The organism is Pseudomonas sp. AC193, assembly GCF_979258075.1.
Genome location: NZ_OZ409832.1, coordinates 1,528,177 through 1,548,921 on the forward strand (window position 1 = coordinate 1,528,177; position 20,745 = coordinate 1,548,921).

Consider the following 20,745-nt stretch of genomic DNA (forward strand, 5'->3'; position numbering starts at 1 on the left):
GAAGACTCCCATGTTCGAACGCCTGATCCAGTTTGCCATCGAGCAGCGCATTATCGTGCTGCTCGCCGTTCTGCTTATGGCTGGCCTCGGTATCGCCAGTTATCAAAAACTGCCGATCGACGCCGTGCCCGACATCACCAACGTCCAAGTGCAAATCAACACCGGCGCTGCCGGGTTCTCGCCGCTGGAAACCGAGCAGCGCATCACCTTCCCGATTGAAACGGCGATGGCCGGTTTGCCGGCGCTGGAGCAGACCCGATCGCTGTCGCGTTCGGGCCTGTCGCAGGTGACGGTGATCTTTAAGGACGGCACCGACCTGTTCTTCGCCCGTCAACTGGTCAACGAGCGTTTGCAGATCGCCAAGGAGCAATTGCCCGAAGGCGCGGAAGCGATGATGGGGCCGATTTCCACCGGGCTCGGCGAGATTTTTCTGTGGACGGTTGAAGCCAAGGAGGGCGCGCTCAAGGACGACGGCACAAGCTACACGCCGACCGATTTGCGGGTGATTCAGGACTGGATCATCAAGCCGCAATTGCGCAACGTGCCGGGCGTGGCCGAGATCAACACCATCGGCGGTTTCGCCAAGGAATATCAGATTGCGCCGGATCCGAAACGGCTGGCGGCGTACAAGTTGACGCTCACTGATCTGGTCACCGCGCTGGAGCGCAACAACGCCAACGTCGGCGCCGGGTACATCGAGCGCAGCGGCGAGCAGTTGCTGATTCGCGCACCGGGGCAAGTGGCGAGCACCGAGGACATCGCCAATATCGTCATGGCCAATGTCGACGGCACGCCGATCCGCGTGAAGAACGTGGCGACGGTAGAAATCGGCCGCGAATTGCGCAGCGGCGCGGCCACGGAAAACGGTCGCGAAGTGGTGCTCGGCACGGTGTTCATGCTGATCGGCGAGAACAGTCGAACGGTCTCGCAAGCGGTGGCCAGCAAGCTCGAACAGATCAATAAATCCTTGCCCCAAGGCGTAATCGCCGTGCCGGTTTATGACCGTACTCACCTAGTCGACAAAGCCATCGCCACGGTGAAAAAGAACCTCATTGAAGGCGCGATTCTGGTGATCGCGATTCTGTTTTTGTTCCTCGGCAACATCCGCGCGGCGCTGATTACCGCGATGGTGATTCCGTTGTCGATGCTGTTCACCTTCACCGGGATGTTCAGCAACAAAGTCAGCGCCAACCTGATGAGTTTGGGCGCGCTGGACTTCGGCATCATCGTCGATGGCGCGGTGGTAATCGTTGAAAACACCCTGCGGCGATTGGCCCATGCGCAGCAGCATCATGGGCGTTTATTGACCCGCGCCGAGCGTTTCAAGGAGGTGTTTGCGGCGGCGAAAGAAGCGCGGCGACCGCTGATTTTCGGGCAGTTGATTATCATGGTCGTGTACCTGCCGATTTTCGCGTTGAGCGGCGTCGAAGGGAAAATGTTCCATCCGATGGCGTTCACCGTGGTCATCGCTTTGCTTGGCGCGATGCTGTTGTCGGTGACCTTTGTCCCGGCGGCGATTGCGTTGTTCGTGACCGGCAAAGTCAAAGAAGAAGAGGGCGCGGTGATGCGCGGTGCACGCCGCGTTTATGCGCCGGCGCTGGCCTGGGTGATGAGTCATCGCGCTGTCGCGGTGAGCGCTGCGTTGGCCGTGATCGTGCTCAGCGGCGTGCTCACCAGTCGCATGGGCAGCGAGTTTGTGCCGAGCCTCAGCGAAGGGGATTTTGCTCTGCAAGCGTTGCGCGTGCCGGGCACCAGCCTGACGCAATCGGTGGACATGCAGCAGCGCCTGGAGAGGGTGATTCTGGCGAAAGTGCCGGAGGTCGAACGCGTCTTTGCTCGTACCGGCACCGCCGAAATCGCTTCCGATCCGATGCCGCCGAACATCTCCGACAGCTACGTGATGCTCAAGCCGAAAGAGCAGTGGCCGGATCCGCGCAAGTCGCGCGAAACCTTGATGGCCGAGTTGCAAGCCGCTGCCGCGACCTTGCCGGGCAGCAACTATGAGTTGTCGCAGCCGATTCAGTTGCGCTTCAACGAGCTGATCTCCGGGGTGCGCAGTGACGTCGCGGTGAAGGTGTTTGGCGATGACATGGACGTGCTCAACGCCACGGCGGCGAAGATTGCCGCAGCCATGCAAAAGGTCAACGGCGCCTCTGAAGTGAAGGTCGAGCAAACCACCGGGTTGCCGGTGCTGACCATCAATATCGATCGCGACAAGGCGGCGCGTTATGGGCTGAATGTGGGGGATGTGCAGGACACGATTGCCGTTGCGGTGGGCGGGCGTCAGGCGGGGATTTTGTATGAAGGCGATCGGCGTTTCGACATGGTCGTGCGTTTGTCCGATGCCATGCGCAAGGACATCGACGGACTCTCGGCGCTGCTGATTCCGGTGCCTTCTGTGAATGGCACGGCGAGTCAGATCGGTTTTATCGCCCTCAAGGAAGTCGCCAGCCTCGACCTGGTGCTCGGCCCGAATCAGGTCAGCCGCGAAAACGGTAAACGCCTGGTGATCGTCAGCGCCAACGTGCGTGGGCGTGATATCGGTTCGTTTGTCAGCGAGGCTGGCGCAGTGATTGAGCGTGATGTGCAGGTGCCCGCTGGTTACTGGACGAGTTGGGGCGGGCAGTTCGAACAACTGCAATCGGCGGCCAAGCGTTTGCAGATTGTCGTGCCAGTGGCGTTGCTGTTGGTGTTTGGGTTGTTGTTCATGATGTTCAACAATCTGAAGGATGGACTGCTGGTGTTTACCGGGATCCCGTTTGCGCTGACCGGCGGCGTGATGGCGCTGTGGCTGCGAGATATTCCGCTGTCGATTTCGGCGGGGGTGGGGTTTATCGCGTTGTCGGGTGTGGCGGTGTTGAATGGCTTGGTGATGATTGCGTTTATTCGTAATTTGCGCGAGGAGGGGCGTTCGCTTTCCGATGCCATTAACGAAGGCGCACTGACACGCTTGCGGCCAGTGTTGATGACAGCGCTTGTCGCATCGCTGGGGTTCATCCCAATGGCCCTCGCCACCGGCACCGGCGCCGAAGTGCAGCGGCCGCTCGCCACCGTAGTGATCGGCGGGATCCTCTCCTCGACCATCCTCACACTGCTGATCTTGCCGGCTCTCTACCAGCTCGCGCATCGCCGGGATGAGGACAACGTTCCAACTAAATAGGTAATCCCCCTGTGGGAGCGGGCTTGCTCGCGAAAGCGGTGTGTCAGTCAAAACATTATTTGAATGACACACCGCTTTCGCGAGCAAGCCCGCTCCCACATTGGTTTTGTGTGCGGACTTAAAAGGCTGTTTCGGCAGATAACGGATCTGTAATTTCCCCGCCACCGTCACGAAAGGTTCACCTTGTTACCTTGATCCCGTCAGCTACTTAAACGAGGAGTCAACCATGAAACTAGCCCAACTCAGTGCCTTCGCAGCCGCGCTCGCGGTGTCTTCCCTGGTCATGGCCGAAGGTGGCGGTGACCGCACGTTCGCAAAAATGATGGCCGCCAACGACCGTTCCGTCGAACTGTTCGTCGCCAAGGAACAGGCCCGCGACCCTGTCGTGTTGAACGAGAAAAAAGACGACAAAACCAAAGCGCTGTAAGCGTTCGGAAAATGAGCAAGCCTGTCATCGACTGCCGATGCCGGGCTATTCGATGAGGCAATGGACATGAAGATTTTTAAACGGATAGCGTTCGCTGCAGCGATGGCAGTGTCGGTGAATGCGCTGGCCGAGGGCGGCGGTGATCGCACCTTCGAACGCGCGCTCAGCGCCAACACCAAAGCCATGGAACAGTACGCCGCCAGCCAAGGCAAAGCGCCGCCGGTGGTGAAGGATTACGCGTACGGGATGAAGCTCGACGTGGTCAAAGTGGTGAGCGTGGTCAAGCCCGAGGCGGCCTGCGCCGTGGTGCCGACAGCGATGACGTACGAAGATTCGAAGGGCCAGCTCAACACAATCAAATACAGCGTGGCGGGCGTTTGCCGCAACGGCGGAAGCTGAAAAAAATCACAATCCCCTGTAGGAGCTGCCGTAGGCTGCGATCTTTTGATCTTGGTTTTCAAGATCAAAAGATCGCAGCCTACGGCAGCTCCTACAGTGAACGGATTTTATTTCGGCATCAATTCTGGCTCTATGCCGCTGATTATAACGAAAATGAAGGGGTTGGTTATTAAATGTCTTGAATATCAAATGTGCCCTTAAGCTCGATTTTTTCGTTGAGGTCTTGTGTGCCAATCAGTTTGATATGAAACGCGCCTGTGACTCTAGAAAGACTTGTTTCAGTTAACGTTAAGTCACCTTGGATAATAATGAATCGTGTGTTGATGACCCCTGAGCCTGGAAGCTGGCTCGTGAGTTGTCCTCCTGTAAAATGCCCTTTGTCAAATTGATATTCGCCTGGTGGAGTGCCTTTTTTAAATGTCAGTCGAAGTTCGCGTGCGCCTTGGCGCCCGGTCACGTTGTCGCTGCTGTAAGTCACTGTATCGCTGGTCAAGTACGGCTTGCTGTCGTGTGTGGTAATAGCTTTAAAGTGGCCAGTCAACGACGTGGTAGAGATTTCAGTTGAGTTGCTCATGTCTATTCCTTTACGTAATGAATATATTGAGCCGCTTCTAAAAGCAGCCGTTCGATAGTATCGATATTTTTATTCGGTGATCTACTGTCAGAGTTGACAGTAGACGTCTTGGACGTTTTTCTGAGTTGCTCAGTGTTATATCGATTTCTGTGGAGCGCATTTGCCCTCAGCGAATTCTTACTGGCCAACGCCCGCGAATCCCTCGCCTCGGCCACCGTCATGCTCGGCGACTTCGCCGCGCAACTCGAAGGCACGCATCGCAAGACGCTGCTGGGTATCGCGCAAGTGGTCATGCTCGGTGAATTGGCGGTAAATAAAGCTTGGGATAACGTCGATCCGCCCGCATAAGCGGTGCATCAGTTCGGTGGCGCCAAATCGGCTCAGATTGAATGAGCCGGTTTTTTCGGCCGCCCATAGCATTCTCAGTGTTTTACCTTGTTTGCAAAATCCTGGATCACACTTTGCTGGTTTCTGTTGTAAACATCGATGGTGTACTGAGCGAGTTCGTAGCTGAGTACTGCCATGTCAACGGGATAAGCTTTTTTGTGTTTCTCGGAATAAAGAAAATTCTTGCTCTGTACGTCCTGATGGAATAGATCCTTGCCTTCCAGCTCTTCAAACATAGTTTGTAGCGCGTAAACAGCGTCTATCGTTATGGATTGGTTTTCAAATTTGTCCAAAGGCTTTCCGTCAAGCTTTATCATCTTCAGGTAAACCTGTTTATCCTCCAAAATAGCCGTTGCTGCGCCGGCCCCGTAGTAATCATTGAAACCTTGCTCCTCAAATTTCACAGAGCCGGGAATGGAGTCCAAGCTACTAAATCCATGAAATTTCTTGTAGACGTAATTACCATCGAGGCTCTCGAAAATCTCCCCCTCACCACCTCCAGAAATAGGTGGGCGATTACCGATATCGTCTAGAACAGAGATGATGCTCGTTGTGGAGGGCGTTGCATTCAACTCAAGTAGCTGCATGGACTCAGTCAAGAGGTGAGCATTTTCGTTGCTTTGCGGAGAAGGAGGGACGGGGTCAGGGAAATCAAATTTCGAACTACCTGGTTCTTTCTCACTTGATGAGAACGGAGTACCTGTCAATGCAGCAGGCGTATGTTCAGGTGGTTCCTCCGTCCGCCTAGCATCCGTGAGCCCTTCGCGAACTCCGCCATCGACATCGAAGTAACTCATCGGGTTGTTTATGACCATGCTAAATAAGTTCAAGCTATCCACGGTTCCCAACGGATCCGGATTAAGCCAGCGCTGTAACCACGGCACGTAATACCTAAACCCATAGTAATAAAGCCCCGTGGCATCTCGCTCTTGCCCCGAATAGCGCACCGTTTTGTAACCCGCTTCGATTTCGCTGCGCCCGGCAAACCATGCGGTCGTGCCAAACGGGTGATAGCGCTCCTGGCTGATGATGTCGCCTGAGTTGTCCAGTTCGAGCGCGCAGGAACCGAGATGATCATTAAGGCTGTAGCGATATTGATCGTTGGCGATGTCTTTCGGCGGCTCGGATTCCCAATGCAAAACCCGCACGCTGCTGCGTCCGGCTTGAACGGTGATCACCTGCAACGCTTCCCCCGTTCCGCTGTGGGTGCGCAGTTCCAGACCTGGCAGATAACGAACATCCGAAATCAGCGTTCGGGCGTTGGTTTGCACAGAGCGCACTTTACGAACGCGCATACCGTCGGCGCCGTAAACGTAACGCTCACGGTCATTCGCCACGGGTCTGACTTCGCACAACTGGTTACGCAGATCCCAACGCAAAACCTGCCCCGGTTGCAGGTTGAGCAAATTGCCGCTGCTATCAAAGCTGTTGCGAAAGTCCTCTTCGCTCGGTTCCACGCCATTGATCACCGGTAAACAGCGATTACTCTGCGCAGCCGCCACCAGTCGATGACCGTGACTCTGCGGCCCGTCATGCGTCAGTTCCAGCAAGTTGCCGCCACGGTCATAGCGGTAGGATTGCGAATAGTTGGCGCACGACGCCGGATCGTCAAACCTCGAAAATGTCGGGCCTTGATTAGAACCGCCAGCCTCCCATCCCGTCGCGTTGATCAACTGATAGAGGCTGTCGTAAACGTAGCGATTAACCGGTTCAACCCGCTGATTGGCAAAGTAGCGAACGGGCAGGGCGGCGTCTTCGATGCTGAGCACGTTGCCTACCGGATCGTATACGTAACGCAAATCTTGCAGTGCGTCGTTGCCACGTTTGGCTTGAAGTCGTGTTAGGTGACCGTTCTGCGCGGCATACTCCAGCGAGGTGATCACGCCATTGCCGGCCGTTTCCCGCTCAGTCTGACCGTGGGCGTTGTACTGAATGGCGCTGACCAATACCTTCGGCGCGACGTCCTTTGCCAGTTGCAAACGAACCTCGTGCAACAGGCCGTCAACGGTGTGGCTGATCATCTGCCGGTTACCTTTGGCATCGGTTTGTTCGATGGCCTCACCCAGCGGGTTAAACCGTGCGCGGGCCGTGAACCCCGCACCGGGTTCAAGCAACGTGTCACGCTCGGCAATGGGCTCCGGCCAGTCGGGTGATTCCAGCGTCTGCAAAAAATGGCGTGTCTGCTGTAACACCTCACCCGCCAAACCGAACTGTTCGAACAGCTGTGTGCCCGCCGCATCATCGTGGCGAATCAGTTGCCCGCATTGGTTACGCGCGGAAAATGCCGGATTGTCGCCGCCATAGGCAAAACGCTCGGCACACAAAAAACCAGCATCAACTGCGTGCTCAAACGCCGCGATTGGCCGGATTTGGTCGTCATACTCCGTCCAGCGCTGACTCCCCCGACCATCCCATCCCAACAACGTTTGATCCGCTTCACCCGACAAGCTGAGCCGCCAGCCGGCATCCACACTGACCGTGCTCAACACCTTCCCGGACAGCGAATAGACCGACACGAGATTCGCCGGCGCCGAAGCATCCGCCAGCAACCGCGGATCCTGCTGCGCCACCAATCGCCCGGCGGCGTCATGCTGCGCAAGGGTCACCCGCGCCTCAGGCTCGCTGACATCCTGGCGCCAGTACGCAATCTGCCGCACCGGCAAGCCACGATTGTCATTTACTGCGACGTTTGGGGTAAGTGAACTGACACCCATATAGTCACCCTTATTGAAACGCACTGTCGATTCAAGCTTGCTGCAATTATCAGCCGCATCACCTGCAAAGATATTTAGATCGTCGGGTTGCTCTCAAGTGGTTGTCGATTTTGTAAATACCGCAGCTTTGCCTGTTCTTTTTGGTTGCACCTGAAGCGTGTTGATGGTTTGGTAATCACCCAGTGGCTTAACGGTAACAACGAAATCCAGGTCTTTTCCGTTTGCTTCTGTTGTAACCTTCGTCGCGACCATACCGAAATCCTCAATCACTCTTTGAGTCGTTTTGCCGTTGGGTGTTTTGAAGAAGGCATCGAGTAGCTCGGGGGTGCCACTTTGAAGGCCTTCAGTTGTTTTCAATGTCGTGTCATTCTTTACTTTAGATCTTCGAATGGCGCTGGGAAGCTCGCCAAAATTTTTGTTTTTTTCTGAAGCTACTTTGTACTGGTGCCTGAATATATCGTTGGCAAACACATTTCCTGAGTCTTTGAATTTGTAATTCTGTTTGAACTCCCATTCGTGTTTATTAATCATGTTGAAGTATTTGCTGACTTTGCTGCTATCCATGTCCTTTATTTTGGGCTCTGTCATGACAATGGTTTTCAGGATGACTTTGTGTGTGAATGCGTTTGCTACATGTTCGGCCCGACCTTTTGATAGTTCGTCAGCTGCTGACAAGCGCTCTTTCAACCCCTGTACGCGGTAAGATACAAAAAAATTTTCATTCGCCTCAGGTTGGTCGATAATCAGATTGGTATGTGGTGCTAATTGTGCCTCCATACCTTCAGCGAATACCGGGGCCAATCCTAATTTGTCGTTAAAGACAAGCGGATTGTTAATGGTCATTTTGTAAAAGTTAAGATCGTCTACGTATCCAGCGGGATCCGGATTCAGCCAACGTTGCATACACGGCGCGTAATACCTGAAACCATAATAATAAAGCCCCGTGGCATCTCGCTCTTGCCCCGAATAACGCACGGTTTTGTAACCCGCTTCGATTTCGCTGCGCCCGGCAAACCATGCGGTGGTGCCAAACGGGTGATAGAGCTCCTGGCTGATGATGTCGCCTGAGTTGTCCAATTCGAGCACGCAGGAACCGAGATGATCATTAAGGCTGTAGCGATATTGATCGTTGGCGATGTCTTTCGGCGGCTCGGATTCCCAATGTAAAACCCGCACGCTGCTTCGTCCGGCTTGAACGGTGATCACCTGCAACGCTTCCCCCGTTCCGCTGTGGGTGCGTAACTCCAGGCCTGGCAGGTAACGAACATCCGAAATCAGCGTTCGGGCGTTGGTTTGCACAGAGCGCACTTTACGAACGCGCATACCGTCGGCGCCGTAAACGTAACGCTCACGGTCATTCGCCACGGGTCTGACTTCGCACAACTGATTACGCAGATCCCAACGCAAAACCTGCCCCGGTTGAAGGTTGAGCAAATTGCCGTTGGCATCGAAGCTTTTGCGAAAGTCCTCGTCGGTCGGTTCCACGCCATTGATCACCGGCAAACAGCTATTACTCTGCGCAGCCGCCACCAGTCGATGACCGTGACTCTGCGGCCCGTCATGCGTCAGTTCCAGCAAGTTGCCGCCACGGTCATAGCGGTAGGATTGCGAATAGTTGGCGCACGACGCCGGATCGTCAAACCTCGAAAATGTCGGGCCTTGATTAGAACCGCCAGCCTCCCATCCCGTCGCGTTGATCAACTGATAGAGGCTGTCGTAAACGTAGCGATTAACCGGTTCAACCCGCTGATTGGCAAAGTAGCGAACGGGCAGGGCGGCGTCTTCGATACTGAGCACATTGCCGACCGAATCGTAGGCGTAGCGCAAATCTTGCAGAGCGTCGTTACCTCGTTTGGCCTGTAACCGCGAAAGCCGACCGTCGTCAGCGGCGTAATCCAGCGAAGTAATCACGCCATTACCGGCTGTCTCCCGCACAGTCTGACCGAGGGCGTTGTACTGGATGGCGCTGACCAATACCTTCGGCGCGACGTCCTTTGCCAGTTGCAAACGAACTTCGCGCAACTGGCCGGCGAGGGTGTGAATGGAAAACTGCCGGTTACCTCTGGCGTCGATTTGTTCGATGGCCTCACCCAACGAGTTGAACCGCGCGCGCGCCTTGAATCCGGCTCCGGGCTCAAGCAACGTGTCACGCTCGGCAATGGGCTCCGGCCAGTCGGGGGATTCCAGCGTCTGCAAAAAATGGCGTGTCTGCTGTAAGACTTTACCCGCCAAACCGAACTTCTCGAAAAGCTGTGTACCTGCAGGATCGTCGTGGCGAATCAGTCGCCCGCACTGGTTACGCGCGGAAAATTCCGGATCGTCGTCGCCATAGGCAAAACGCTCGGTACACAACAAGCCATCATCAATTGCCTGCTCAAATACCGCGATCGGCCGTACCTGATCGTCATACTCCGTCCTGCGCTGGCTCCCCCGGCCATCCCATCCCAACAACGCTTGATCCGCTTCACCCGACAAGCTGAGCCGCCAGCCGGCATCCACACTGACCGTGCTCAACACCTTCCCGGACAGCGAATAGACCGACACGAGATTCGCCGGCGCCGAAGCATCCGCCAGCAACCGCGGATCCTGTTGCGCCACCAGGCGACCAACAGCGTCATGCTGCTGAATCGTGGCTCGCGCTTCACGCTGGCTGACATCCCGCCGCCAATAGGCAATCTGCCGTACTGGCAAACCACGGCTATCGGTGGCAGTGAGATTCGGGGTAAATGCATCAATCCCTGAACTCATATGAATGGAAACTTCTTGCGCGGTTGTTCCGGCGGCGGCTCAAACAGATCGTTTTCATCAAACGCCACGTTGCACCAGATCCAGTACCACGTCTCCCGTCGCAACGGTTTCATTTGCGGTGGATTGCCCTGGAGCATTTTTTTCGCCAGCACCGTTTCAGTCGGGCGACCGGCTGCATCGTAAAACTGCTGATCGTGGAAGGCATGCTCGCGCATCGAGCGATCATTGATGTAGCGCGGCTGATCGGCAAAGTAGGGGCGATAGATCCGCACGGTCTCGCCCTTGTTGTTGTATTCAACCGGCTCACTGACACGCCAGCGTCGTGGCACCTCGGCTTCTACAGGCTTGCCGTCCGAGTCGAGGATCAATTCACCGTTGTCGTCGACTTGCCACGATTTCCCCGGCTCGACTTCCTGTTTGGTTTGCAACGTTCGACCAAAACCATCCCAGCAGACAATGCTGACCCGCACTTGCATCTCCGGATCACCGGGGTAGCGGTCGGCCAACATCGTAACGGCGTGTATCGGTTCGCGCTGGGTGGCGTCGAGTTGTTGCTTGAGGATTTTTTCGTTTGCGTCTGGGGTGTGCACGTCGGCGAGATGCTGCCGCGCTCTGTCGCAGAAGTGGCCGCTGGGCAGGATGAATCCTTCACGTCTGGCCCATGCCTGCCATTCAGGGGAGGGCGGTGCGGTGCGTGAGATGCGCCCCATCCAGCTGAACGGATCGCTGAAACCGACACTGGCGAAATTGCCGATGGCTTTTTTCGGGTCGGCAATGGCGATCGCCGGGTCGCGGTCGGCAGGCGGGACGTAGGTGTTCAGCAGATCAAAACCCACTGGCAGCCCCAGCTCCGTGCCGTGGAAACTGCTGACCAGTGCCTCGCCGAAGGCGTTGTAAAGTGCTTCTTGAATATTGCGGTTGGCGTCTTCGATGGCGGCTGGCAGAAAGCTGCGGTAATCCACATCGAGGGTGCGGGTGGTGCAGCCATCGGGCAGGGTGACGGCATTGGTCAGGCACCAATAGTCGTCGTAAAAGACCTGGGTCTCACCGTGGCTAAGGGTTTCGCGATACTTCTGGATGTTAAAAAAACCATCTAGCGTGTGATAGGTGGGGAAGCCTTTACGCACCGACCACAGGTAGTTTTTTGCATCGTCCGGGTCGGTCGGTGGGGTGTTTTTCACTTCAGGCAGGAACAGATCCATGATGTGGTAACCGACTTCCGGCGACTCGAGTTTTTCTTTCAGGTTGAAGGGCATGTTGCCATTCGCGTCCTTGAGTTTGTCGTAAGCGCTAAGGGCGATGGCATCCAGCTCCGCCGTTTCTATGTACGCGGGCAAGCCTTCGAACGTCGCTTGGCCGGGTGCAAGGGGCTGGTTGTTGGCGGGGTTCATGTAGAGCTGCATCGACAAGCCTGTGAGCACGGATTGTTTCGCCCACGCGCCGTCGTCGGCGCTTTGTTGCAGAAAATACTCATGGGTGATGTTGGCGGCGGTGAGCGCCGGTTTGTCGAGCACCAGTGCGTTGCCGCGCGCCTGATAGGGCAGGCCAAGGCGCCAGGCTTCTGGATTTGGCAGGTGAAGGTGCAGCGCTTTGGTTTGCGTCAGGTACCACTTTTGTTGGGCATCGTCGTGGGCATCCTTCCACCAGGTTTGGTGATATTCGTCGCTGAACGGCGGTGTATCGCTCAAGGTTTTGCGCCGGGCGTAGTGCACGGTAAAGCCATGAATGACGCTGCCGTATTCATCCCATTCCAGGTTCAGTGTGTGCTGACATAGCGGGTCATCGGCGATGTCTGGCTCGTATTGATAACTGATCGATTCCAGGTCAAGCGGCTGTACCACCGCGTAAGGATTGTGCTCACCTTTGGGCCGCGACACGCGCACGGCGACGCGGCTTTCCTGGACAGCGTAAGGCACGGCAGTGGCGGGATCGTCGTCTGCTGCGTAGACCTCCGAGCGCAGGACTCTGCCGCTCAGGCAGCGGGCAATTTCGCGCTGGAGGTCTTCGTCTGGTGACTCGATGGGTTGCGCCGCGTGATCGTGTAGCAGCGTGGGTTGCAGGGCTACCGCAGACGGGTCGCCCGTGTAATAACCGTCGCGGGAAGGGTCGATATCCTCGCCGGTGTGGAACCAGGTTTTGCTCAGGATCGGTGCGGTGAAACCGGCGGTTGCGCGTTCGGCTTGCGTCGCTTCGGTATCGGTCTGCATGAGCAAGCGAAAGCCGCGGAATTCACGCTCGGAACTGTCGTAATAGCCGCCGCGATAACTGAAACCCTGCGTCAGCGTATTGCCGGTGATGTCATCGTGCTGGGTCTGTTGCTTGACCACATGCAGCGCCATGGGCAATCGGGAAATCGGGTTTTCGATACCCGCTGCCTGCTGCTGGTTTTTTTCATCCAGCCACTCCTGCGCCGAACTGCGGTAGGTCACGCCGCTGCTGGAACCCATGTTGTTGCAGGTGCGGTTGACCAGATACGGCTTGGCTTTGACGAAATCGTAGCGCCAGTGTCGAGGGGCCATGTACGGCACCGTCACGATCAGGCTTGAGCAACCCAGCCCTTGCAGGTCGGCGGTGCTGACCTGGGTAAGTCGGTCGTAAAGCACGCCTTCGGGCCACGGCAGGTCGACACTGCTTTGCTCGAATCCACTACCGGCGTGGTTCATGAACACACGCAGACGCTTGGGTTCCGGGTAGATCAGATCCGCCGCGCCGGAGCCGTCGAGATCGGCCAACAGAACCTGTGCCGCATTGAACTCGCTGTAGGTGAACGGCAGCGCGCACAGCACAAACCCTTTGCCGAAGCGCCCGCGCCCCAGATTCGGCCAGACTTTGACTTCGTTGTGGCGGATGCGCACCAGATGCTGCTGGCCACTGCCGAGCAGGTCGGCGAACGCGACCACTTCGGTTTGCGTATTCAGCAATGACGGCAGCTCATCGTCGTCACCGTCGGGCAATTTATAACGATGAGGCACGTCGACGCCGTCGTCGAACCCGTGCTCGCGGCGATTGGCATACAGACGCACGCTGTTGGTGCCGATCAGTGCGAGGTCGCTGAGGCCGTCGCCGACCAGATCGGTCAGGCGTGACATTGAATGCAGGAATTCGTTGGGGAACGCTTTGAAGGGAACGTAGTTTGACCAGTCGCGATCCGGGCCAAGGGTGAAAAAGCCGTGCATACCGGGCATGGCGATTACCCAGTCGAGCTTGCCGTCGCCCGTCAGGTCGGTCAGCGATTGGTGAATCGCTTTGCTGCTGTCGGCCACCGGAATGTTTTCCAGCCGTTTCCAGTCGCTGTAGCAGACGTCGTCGCCGCCACTGTCGCAGCGCAATGGTTCGCGGTAATACCACGCTTGATCATAACGACACAGCACCCCCGGCAGGCCTTCGCCATACAAGTCGACCAGTTGATAGAACTGGCCGTCATTGAGTCCGGGCATGTCGGGAAACTGTGTCCAGCCCGGATGTTTGGGGTCGAGCTCGCAAGCGTTGTAGCCGAACTCCATGGGCGGGCGACTTTCGACCTGACCGAGTGCGTCATACGCTTGAATGTGCGCGGCGGTCAGATGGTTGTAGCCGAGCGGGTTGGCCCGGTGCTCGAGCAACAGGCGCTGCACCAGCACGGGCGTATCGCCGAGTTCTTTGGGGAAGTGATGAAACATCAGCACTTGCCGGCACAGGCGCTGGGTGCCCAGTTCAAAGCCGTAGCTGTAATTCCAGAAGGGATCGCTGCGTACGGGCCACGGTTGTGTTTCTGCGTAGGTGGGGGCGGTTTCCAGGGTAGTGCTGCGTTCGCCGTAATCGAACAGTAAATGGAAGTGCCATTGCTCGGCTTTCCAGCTGTCGGTGACCCAGGCGTACAGGTGCGGATGGGCCTTGGCGTTGCCGTAATACACGCACTTGAGGTAGCGCTGCGCACGGTAGTCGCGCAGTTGCGGCGGGGCGGGGGCGTCAGTTTCCGCTTTGTATTGGTAGACGATGTGCTCGCCGCGCGTGTTGAGGCTTTCGTCGATCATCCACACGCCGACGCGCAATGGATCGGCCGGGTCGGCTCGGCGTGAGTCGGGAGTTTTGCCATAGATATGCAGGCTGCCATCGGCACCATGAATCAACCAGAATCCGCTTGCGTCGGTCGCGGTTGACCAGTGCTCGATCAGGCTGAAAGCACCTTCGAGCCTGGGCCAGTAGCGCACGACCACATGGACGGTACCCAGTTCGGTGCCGTTGTAGCGTGTGACGTTTCTGCTGATGATGCTGCCGCTGCTGTCATTGCGTTCGGGCATCCACACATCACCGCCAGGCCCCACGATCTGATCATTCCCCTCATACGTCGGCACGCCTTTGGTGGTGCGCAGGGTGATGGCATTGACCGTCAGATGCCAGCCAATGCCAAAGGGGCTATTGCCGACGTTGCTGCTGTAACTCAAACCCAGCGCCGGGGCAAAACCACGGCCGGGGGAAATCGGCAGGGGCAATTCAAGCGATGCCGCGCCGGTGGTGCCGACGCCACCTGAACCCTTGCCGATACTTTGAATGGCACCGCCCATTTTTGGCAGGGTGGGGGTGTTGATTTGCATCGTTGACTGTTGCTGCGGTTGCTCACTCATAGCGAACCGCCGTTGCGTCTGGCCGTGCAACTTATGTAAGCGATGATGGAGGTGGCGACGGCCATATCAGTGAATCTCCCTGCCAGATGGGTGGCATCGATAGGATGCCCGGCGGGTTAACGCTAGCGGTAAAGACTGGCGGTGTAACCTGTCAGACCTGACAGGGTGGTGCAGTTTTCTTAGATCAAATTCGCTCAACAGATAACCGATCTATCGCCAAAACTTGTAGGAGCTGCCGAAGGCTGCGTTCTTTTGATTGTGTCTTTCAGGATCAAAAGATCGCAGCCTTCGGCAGCTCCTACGGGTTTTTCGTGTCTCCACGGAATAAAAAAGGCGCCCCGAAGGACGCCAAAAATTCACCTCTTTCCAAAGGAGCAAGGAGCTTCTAAAGGTGAATCTTATCGCTCATGAAATTCACAGAATCGCCAGCGGGTATTCGACGATCACCCGCACTTCTTCCAGATCGGACTCGAACGCTGTGGCGCGGGTCGTGGCCTGACGCAAACGCAGTGACAGGTCTTTCATCGAGCCGCTTTGCACCACGTATTTGACTTCAACATCGCGCTCCCAGCGCTTCTGATCGGTGAGCGGATTACCCTCCGCGTCGCGGCGCATGTACACAGCGTTGGCGTTGGAATAATCAGCATCGGTGCCGCGACCATAACGGGTCATGAACGACAGACCCGGCACGCCGTACGGGGTCATGTCGAGGTCATAGCGCACCATCCACGAACGTTCCTTGGGCGAGTTGAAGTCGCTGTACTGGACGGAGTTGTCGAGGAAGATCGAGTCGGACTGGCGCAGGTAATCGAAGTCGTCGTTGCCGTTGTTGCGCTGGTGGGAGAGGGCAACCGAGTGACCGCCGACTTTCACTCCGACGCGGCCGCTCCAGATGTTGTTGTCGAATTCGCCGAGCAGTTGTTTGCCTTCGTCGACGGCCTTGTAGTAGTTGAGGTCGCCGAACAATGACAGGTCATCTGCCAATGGATACGTCCATGCGGTACCGGCGTAGTACTGATTCCAGGCGTCCTTGAGACGGCTGGAATACAGGCTGAACGTGAGGTTTTTGTTCAGCGTGTAATCGCCGCCGCCGTAGGCGATCCACGGGGAATTGACCGGGCCGGCGTAGAAGGTGGCGAAGTTATCATTGAGGTCGCTGGAGGTCGGTTGGCTCATTGCATGCAGTCGACCGCCCTGTACCGACAGGCCTTCGATACTGGTGTTGATGGCTGTCACGCCTTTAAAGCTCTCCGGCAGCAATCGTGAGTCACCGGCTGCAACCACCGGAGTGGCTGGGAACACATCGCCCACCCGTACGACCGTATCGAATGCGCTTACTTTGGCGGCGCCGCCGAATTTGGTGTACTCGTCCTGCGTCTGGCCATCGCTGTTGACCGGCAACACATCGAAGGAGCTACGAGCGCCGTTACGGCCGTCACCGGTGTCGAGTTTCAGGCCGATCATGGCAAACGCATCAACACCGAAGCCGACAGTGCCTTGAGTGAATCCGGATTCGAACTTGCTGATTACTGCGTGCGCCCAGGCTTCGGAATAGCCATTGCCGGTAGGGCTGGACTGGCCGTTGCGGTGATCACGATTGAAGTAGTAGTTGCGGTTGAGGACGGTGAGGCTGCTGCCTTCGATAAAGCCTTCGGCTTTTTCCTCCGCCACTACCATGGGTGATCCGGCGCTGATCGCCACCGTTAAAGCGGCCATCGATATTTTTGTAGGGTTAAGCATCAGTCACTCCTGGAGTTCGGCAGAACGGGAACGTGCTTCGGCGTGAGTTTTATTGTTCGACGGGCGAGGGCCCGCCGGCATGGTCGCCGGGTGACATCGTTGCAAGCTGCGGATAACGCCAAGGTGATGAGGGAATTACAATTTCGTCATGTGGCGGGTGTGAATACCACTGAACCCTGTCGGAGCGAGCCTGCTCGCGAAAGCGGTGGGTCAGGCAATGAAAATGTTGAATGTGCCGACGCCTTCGCGAGCAGGCTCACTCCCACAATGATCCGGGATGACCACAGAGTTTGTGCACGACACATAACCTGTGGGAGCGGGCTTGCTCGCGAAAGCGGTGGGTCAGACAACGAAGATGATGAATGTGCCGACGCCTTCGCGGGCAAGCCCGGCTCCCACAATGATCCGGGATGACCACAGAGTTTGTGCACGACACATAACCTGTGGGAGCGAGCCTGCTCGCGAAAGCGGTGGGTCAGGCAATGAAAATGTTGAATGTGCCGACGCCTTCGCGGGCAAGCCCAGCTCCCACAATGATCCGGGATAACAACAGAATCTATGCACGACACATAACCTGTGGGAGCGGGCTTGCTCGCGAAAGCGGTGTGTCAGACAACGAAGATGATGAATGTGCCGACGCCTTCGCGGGCAAGCCCGGCTCCCACAATGATCCGGGATGACCACAGAGTTTGTGCACGACACATAACCTGTGGGAGCGAGCCTGCTCGCGAAAGCGGTGGTTCAGGCAATGAAGATGTTGAATGTGCCGACGCCTTCGCGAGCAGGCTCACTCCCACAATGATCCGGGATGGCCACAGAATTTGTGCACGACACATAACCTGTGGGAGCGGGCTTGCTCGCGAAAGCGGTGGGTCAGGCAATGAAAATGTTAAATCCCACAAAAACAAAAACGGCACCCGAAGGTGCCGTTTTCATGTGTAGCCAGCCGAGCAATCAGCCCGCCAGACCCGCCTGCTGAACCAGTGTCAGCAATGGCTGCGGGTACACACCCAGGAAGAATGCGACCAGGGCGATGGCCAGCAGCATCACGCCGCCTGCCTTTTGTTCCCAGTGCAGTTGGGCGTCGTGGCGACGCAGGTTTGGTTCGATCAGGTACAGGGTGACCATCACGCGCAGGTAGTAGAAGACGCCGATGGCGCTGCCCAGTACCAGCGAACCGACCAGCCACCATTGGTGCGCTTCAACACCGGTGGCGATGATGTAGAACTTGCCGATGAAGCCAGCGGTCAGCGGGATACCGGCCAGCGACAGCATCATCACGGTCAGCACGGCGGTCAGGTACGGACGGCGCCAGAACAGGCCGCGGTATTCGTACAGGGCATCCGCGTCACGGCCGTTGTACGGCGAGGACATCAGGGTGATCACGCCGAAGGCGCCGAGGCTGGTGATCACATAAGTCACCAGGTACACGCCGATGGCTTCCACCGCCAGACCCTTGCTCGCCACCAGCGCGATCAGCAGGTAGCCGAAGTGCGCGATGGACGAGTAACCGAGCAGACGCTTGAGGTTGCTCTGGGTCAGGGCCAGCAGGTTACCGAACAGGATCGAGGCGATGGCGATAACGGTCAGCACGTCGCTCAGTACGCCACTGCTGGCGGCAGGGGAGATCTGGAACAGACGCACCATCACCGCAAACACCGCAACCTTCGACGCGGTCGCAAGGAACGCTGCCACCGGCGCCGGAGCACCTTCGTAGACGTCCGGCGTCCACAGGTGGAACGGTACCAGCGACAGCTTGAACGCCAGACCGATCAGCATCATGCCCAGGCCCAGTTGTGCCAGCGGGCTAGGCAGACCCGTCGCGGCCAGTGCCTGACCGATACCGGTGAAGCTCAGGGAACCGGCGTCAGCGTAGAGCAGGGCCATACCGAACAACAGGAACGCGGAACCGGCCGCCGACAGCACCATGTACTTGATGCCGGCTTCCAGCGAACGCTTGTTGAAGAAGGCGTAAGCCACCAGACCGTAAACCGGTACCGAGAGCAGTTCCAGACCGATGAACAAACCGGCCAGGTGCTGCGCACTGACCAGAACCAGACCACCGGCGGCGGCCATCAGGATCAGCAAGTACAGTTCTTCACGGTTGCCCGGGTAACCCGAACCGCCATCACCCAGATAGGCGTGGGCGAGGGTGACGCAGGCGAGGGTGGCGACCAGGATCAGCGCCATGTACAGGCAGGCAAACGAGTCGATCTGCAGCAACGGGGTCACGGCCAGAGGCGCGACTTTCAGGGCAGGCAGGATCGACAACAGGGCCAGGTTCAGACCCGCCACCGAAATCAGGAAGGTCTGCGAGTGGTTGCGGCGCCAGGCGATTGCCAGCATCACCACGATAATGGTGAGGCTGGTGATCAACAGTGGCGCAAGCGCAATAAAGTGTTGAATCGTGAATTCCATAGCGCTCTTACCGGGCCGAAGCGAGTTGAGTGAAGGCGGTGCCGAGCCACTGCTGAACGCCATGCATCGTGGCGGCAGAAGTGTCGAGGAACGGTTGCGGGTAGACGCCGATGTAGATCAGCAACACCGCAAGGCCTAGCACCATGATCAGTTCGCGAGCGTCCATACCGTGCAGGATCGAATCCGATTTCGCCGGGCCGAAGTAAGCACGGTGGATCATGATCAGCGAGTAGACCGAACCGAACACCAGACCGGAAGTGGCAATCGCAGTAATCCACGGCCAGCTCGCGAAAGAGCCGATCAGGATCAGGAACTCACCGACAAAGTTACCGGTACCCGGCAGACCCAAGGACGCGGCTGCAAAGAACAGGCTGATTGCCGGCAGGTAAGCGATACGCGACCACACACCGCCCATCTCACGCATGTCACGAGTGTGCAGACGCTCGTACAACTGACCGCTGAGGATAAACAGTGCCGCCGCCGACACACCGTGCGCGAGCATCTGGATCACTGCACCTTGCAGGGCCAGTTGGCTGCCGGAGTAGATGCCGATCAACACGAAACCCATGTGGGAAACGGACGAGAAGGCAATCAGACGCTTGATGTCGGTTTGCGCGAACGCGAGGAACGCACCGTAGAAGATCCCGATCAGACCGAGGGTCATGGCGATCGGCGCGAACTCGGCCGAGGCATTCGGGAACAGCGGCAGGGCGAAACGCAGCAGACCGTAAGCAGCGGTTTTCAGCAAGATACCGGCGAGGTCGACGGAACCTGCAGTCGGCGCCTGGGCGTGAGCATCAGGCAACCAGGAGTGGAACGGTACAACCGGCAGCTTGACCGCGAAGGCGATGAAAAAGCCGAGCATCAGGATGTACTCGGTGGTCATCGACATCTTGGTTTTCAACAGGTCGGCGTAGTTGAAGGTAATCACGCCAGTGTTGTTGAAGTTGACCAGCACCAGACCGAGGATCGCCACCAGCATGATCAGGCCGGACGCCTGAGTGAAGATGAAGAACTTGGTCGCCGCGTAGATCCGGGTTTTCTTGCCATCCGAAGAACTGTGACCCCAGAGCGCGATGAGGAAGTACATCGGCACCAGCATCATTTCCCAGAAGAAGAAGAACATGAACAGGTCGAGGGCGAGGAACACGCCGACAACGCCGCCCAGGATCCACATCAGGTTCAGGTGGAAGAAGCCAACGTGACGTTGAATCTCTTTCCACGAGCAGAGTACCGAGAGGATACCCAGCAGACCGGTCAGCAGGATCATCAACAGCGACAGGCCGTCGAGGGCCAGGTGTACGCTGATGCCGAAACGCGCGATCCAGATGTGCTTGAACTCAAGCGCCCAGGTCGGATCGGCGCCAGGCGCCGGGGCAAATGAATAGTCACCGTGGGCCCACAGCCAGAGGCCGAGGGCGAGTTCCAGGGTCATGGTCAACAGCGCAATCCAGCGCGGGAGGGTAGCGCCGAAGCGCTCACCCATCCAGCACAGCAGGCCGCCGATGAAGGGGATCAGGATTAGCCAAGGCAGAATCATGACGGGCTCGTTTCCTTTCGCAAATTCGCAAGGT

Annotated in this window: 10 protein-coding genes and 1 pseudogene; 4 read left to right on the plus strand and 7 right to left on the minus strand. The window is 57.3% G+C overall.

Annotated elements, in window-relative coordinates; translation table 11 throughout:
* Window positions 1-10: 10 nt before the first annotated feature.
* The 3 genes from ACZZ0D_RS07085 to ACZZ0D_RS07095 all read left to right on the plus strand — a co-directional run bounded on the left by ACZZ0D_RS07085 (window position 11) and on the right by ACZZ0D_RS07095 (window position 3,986).
* The gene (locus ACZZ0D_RS07085; RefSeq protein ID WP_463552771.1) at window positions 11-3,160 is read left to right on the plus strand and encodes a CusA/CzcA family heavy metal efflux RND transporter; all 3,150 of its coding nucleotides are present in this window, start codon (window positions 11-13) and stop codon (window positions 3,158-3,160) included.
* A gap of 226 nt (window positions 3,161-3,386) precedes the next feature.
* Window positions 3,387-3,587 carry a co-regulatory protein PtrA N-terminal domain-containing protein gene (locus ACZZ0D_RS07090; protein WP_463552772.1) on the plus strand — a complete coding sequence of 67 codons (201 nt, stop codon included), beginning with the start codon at window positions 3,387-3,389 and terminating at the stop codon, window positions 3,585-3,587.
* A 66-nt stretch (window positions 3,588-3,653) separates the two neighbouring features.
* Window positions 3,654-3,986 (plus strand): DUF2790 domain-containing protein, encoded by a 333-nt coding sequence (locus tag ACZZ0D_RS07095; RefSeq protein ID WP_463552773.1) that lies wholly within the window; start codon window positions 3,654-3,656, stop codon window positions 3,984-3,986.
* 169 nt (window positions 3,987-4,155) lie between these two features.
* Here the strand turns inward: ACZZ0D_RS07095 and ACZZ0D_RS07100 are convergent, their stop codons facing one another.
* Window positions 4,156-4,560 (minus strand): hypothetical protein, encoded by a 405-nt coding sequence (locus tag ACZZ0D_RS07100; RefSeq protein ID WP_463552774.1) that lies wholly within the window; start codon window positions 4,558-4,560, stop codon window positions 4,156-4,158.
* Window positions 4,561-4,728: 168 nt separating this feature from the next.
* On the opposite strand from ACZZ0D_RS07100, the pseudogene ACZZ0D_RS07105 reads away from it, so the two are divergent.
* Window positions 4,729-4,908 (plus strand): annotated as a pseudogene (locus ACZZ0D_RS07105) (DUF6124 family protein); the annotation flags it as partial.
* Between the two features lie 74 nt (window positions 4,909-4,982).
* Here ACZZ0D_RS07105 and ACZZ0D_RS07110 read toward each other — a convergent pair.
* The 6 genes from ACZZ0D_RS07110 to nuoM all read right to left on the minus strand — a co-directional run bounded on the left by ACZZ0D_RS07110 (window position 4,983) and on the right by nuoM (window position 20,711).
* Window positions 4,983-7,661: an RHS repeat domain-containing protein gene (locus ACZZ0D_RS07110; protein WP_463552775.1), complete on the minus strand. Its 2,679-nt coding sequence runs from the start codon at window positions 7,659-7,661 to the stop codon at window positions 4,983-4,985.
* Window positions 7,662-7,754: 93 nt separating this feature from the next.
* Window positions 7,755-10,409, minus strand: coding sequence for an RHS repeat domain-containing protein (locus ACZZ0D_RS07115; RefSeq protein WP_463552776.1), 2,655 nt, complete (start codon window positions 10,407-10,409; stop codon window positions 7,755-7,757).
* Window positions 10,406-15,013, minus strand: a complete 4,608-nt coding sequence (locus ACZZ0D_RS07120; protein ID WP_463552777.1) for a SpvB/TcaC N-terminal domain-containing protein — start codon at window positions 15,011-15,013, stop codon at window positions 10,406-10,408. The genes ACZZ0D_RS07115 and ACZZ0D_RS07120 overlap by 4 nt, the downstream gene beginning before the upstream one ends.
* Before the next feature lie 414 nt (window positions 15,014-15,427).
* The gene (locus ACZZ0D_RS07125) at window positions 15,428-16,753 is read right to left on the minus strand and encodes an OprD family porin (RefSeq protein ID WP_463552778.1); all 1,326 of its coding nucleotides are present in this window, start codon (window positions 16,751-16,753) and stop codon (window positions 15,428-15,430) included.
* Window positions 16,754-17,707: 954 nt separating this feature from the next.
* The gene (gene nuoN, locus ACZZ0D_RS07130; RefSeq protein ID WP_159813898.1) at window positions 17,708-19,171 is read right to left on the minus strand and encodes an NADH-quinone oxidoreductase subunit NuoN; all 1,464 of its coding nucleotides are present in this window, start codon (window positions 19,169-19,171) and stop codon (window positions 17,708-17,710) included.
* Between the two features lie 7 nt (window positions 19,172-19,178).
* Complete coding sequence (gene nuoM / locus ACZZ0D_RS07135) at window positions 19,179-20,711, minus strand: NADH-quinone oxidoreductase subunit M (protein ID WP_008082846.1); 1,533 nt, start codon at window positions 20,709-20,711, stop codon at window positions 19,179-19,181.
* Window positions 20,712-20,745 lie beyond the last annotated feature (34 nt).

Bases quoted from the DNA above. Each gene is read 5' to 3' on its own strand.
- ACZZ0D_RS07085 (WP_463552771.1), top strand. From the start codon at position 11: ATGTTCGAACGCCTGATCCAGTTTGCCATCGAGCAGCGCATTATCGTG.
- ACZZ0D_RS07090 (WP_463552772.1), top strand. From the start codon at position 3,387: ATGAAACTAGCCCAACTCAGTGCCTTCGCAGCCGCGCTCGCGGTGTCT.
- ACZZ0D_RS07095 (WP_463552773.1), top strand. From the start codon at position 3,654: ATGAAGATTTTTAAACGGATAGCGTTCGCTGCAGCGATGGCAGTGTCG.
- ACZZ0D_RS07100 (WP_463552774.1), bottom strand. From the start codon at position 4,560: ATGAGCAACTCAACTGAAATCTCTACCACGTCGTTGACTGGCCACTTT.
- ACZZ0D_RS07110 (WP_463552775.1), bottom strand. From the start codon at position 7,661: ATGGGTGTCAGTTCACTTACCCCAAACGTCGCAGTAAATGACAATCGT.
- ACZZ0D_RS07115 (WP_463552776.1), bottom strand. From the start codon at position 10,409: ATGAGTTCAGGGATTGATGCATTTACCCCGAATCTCACTGCCACCGAT.
- ACZZ0D_RS07120 (WP_463552777.1), bottom strand. From the start codon at position 15,013: ATGAGTGAGCAACCGCAGCAACAGTCAACGATGCAAATCAACACCCCC.
- ACZZ0D_RS07125 (WP_463552778.1), bottom strand. From the start codon at position 16,753: ATGCTTAACCCTACAAAAATATCGATGGCCGCTTTAACGGTGGCGATC.
- nuoN (WP_159813898.1), bottom strand. From the start codon at position 19,171: ATGGAATTCACGATTCAACACTTTATTGCGCTTGCGCCACTGTTGATC.
- nuoM (WP_008082846.1), bottom strand. From the start codon at position 20,711: ATGATTCTGCCTTGGCTAATCCTGATCCCCTTCATCGGCGGCCTGCTG.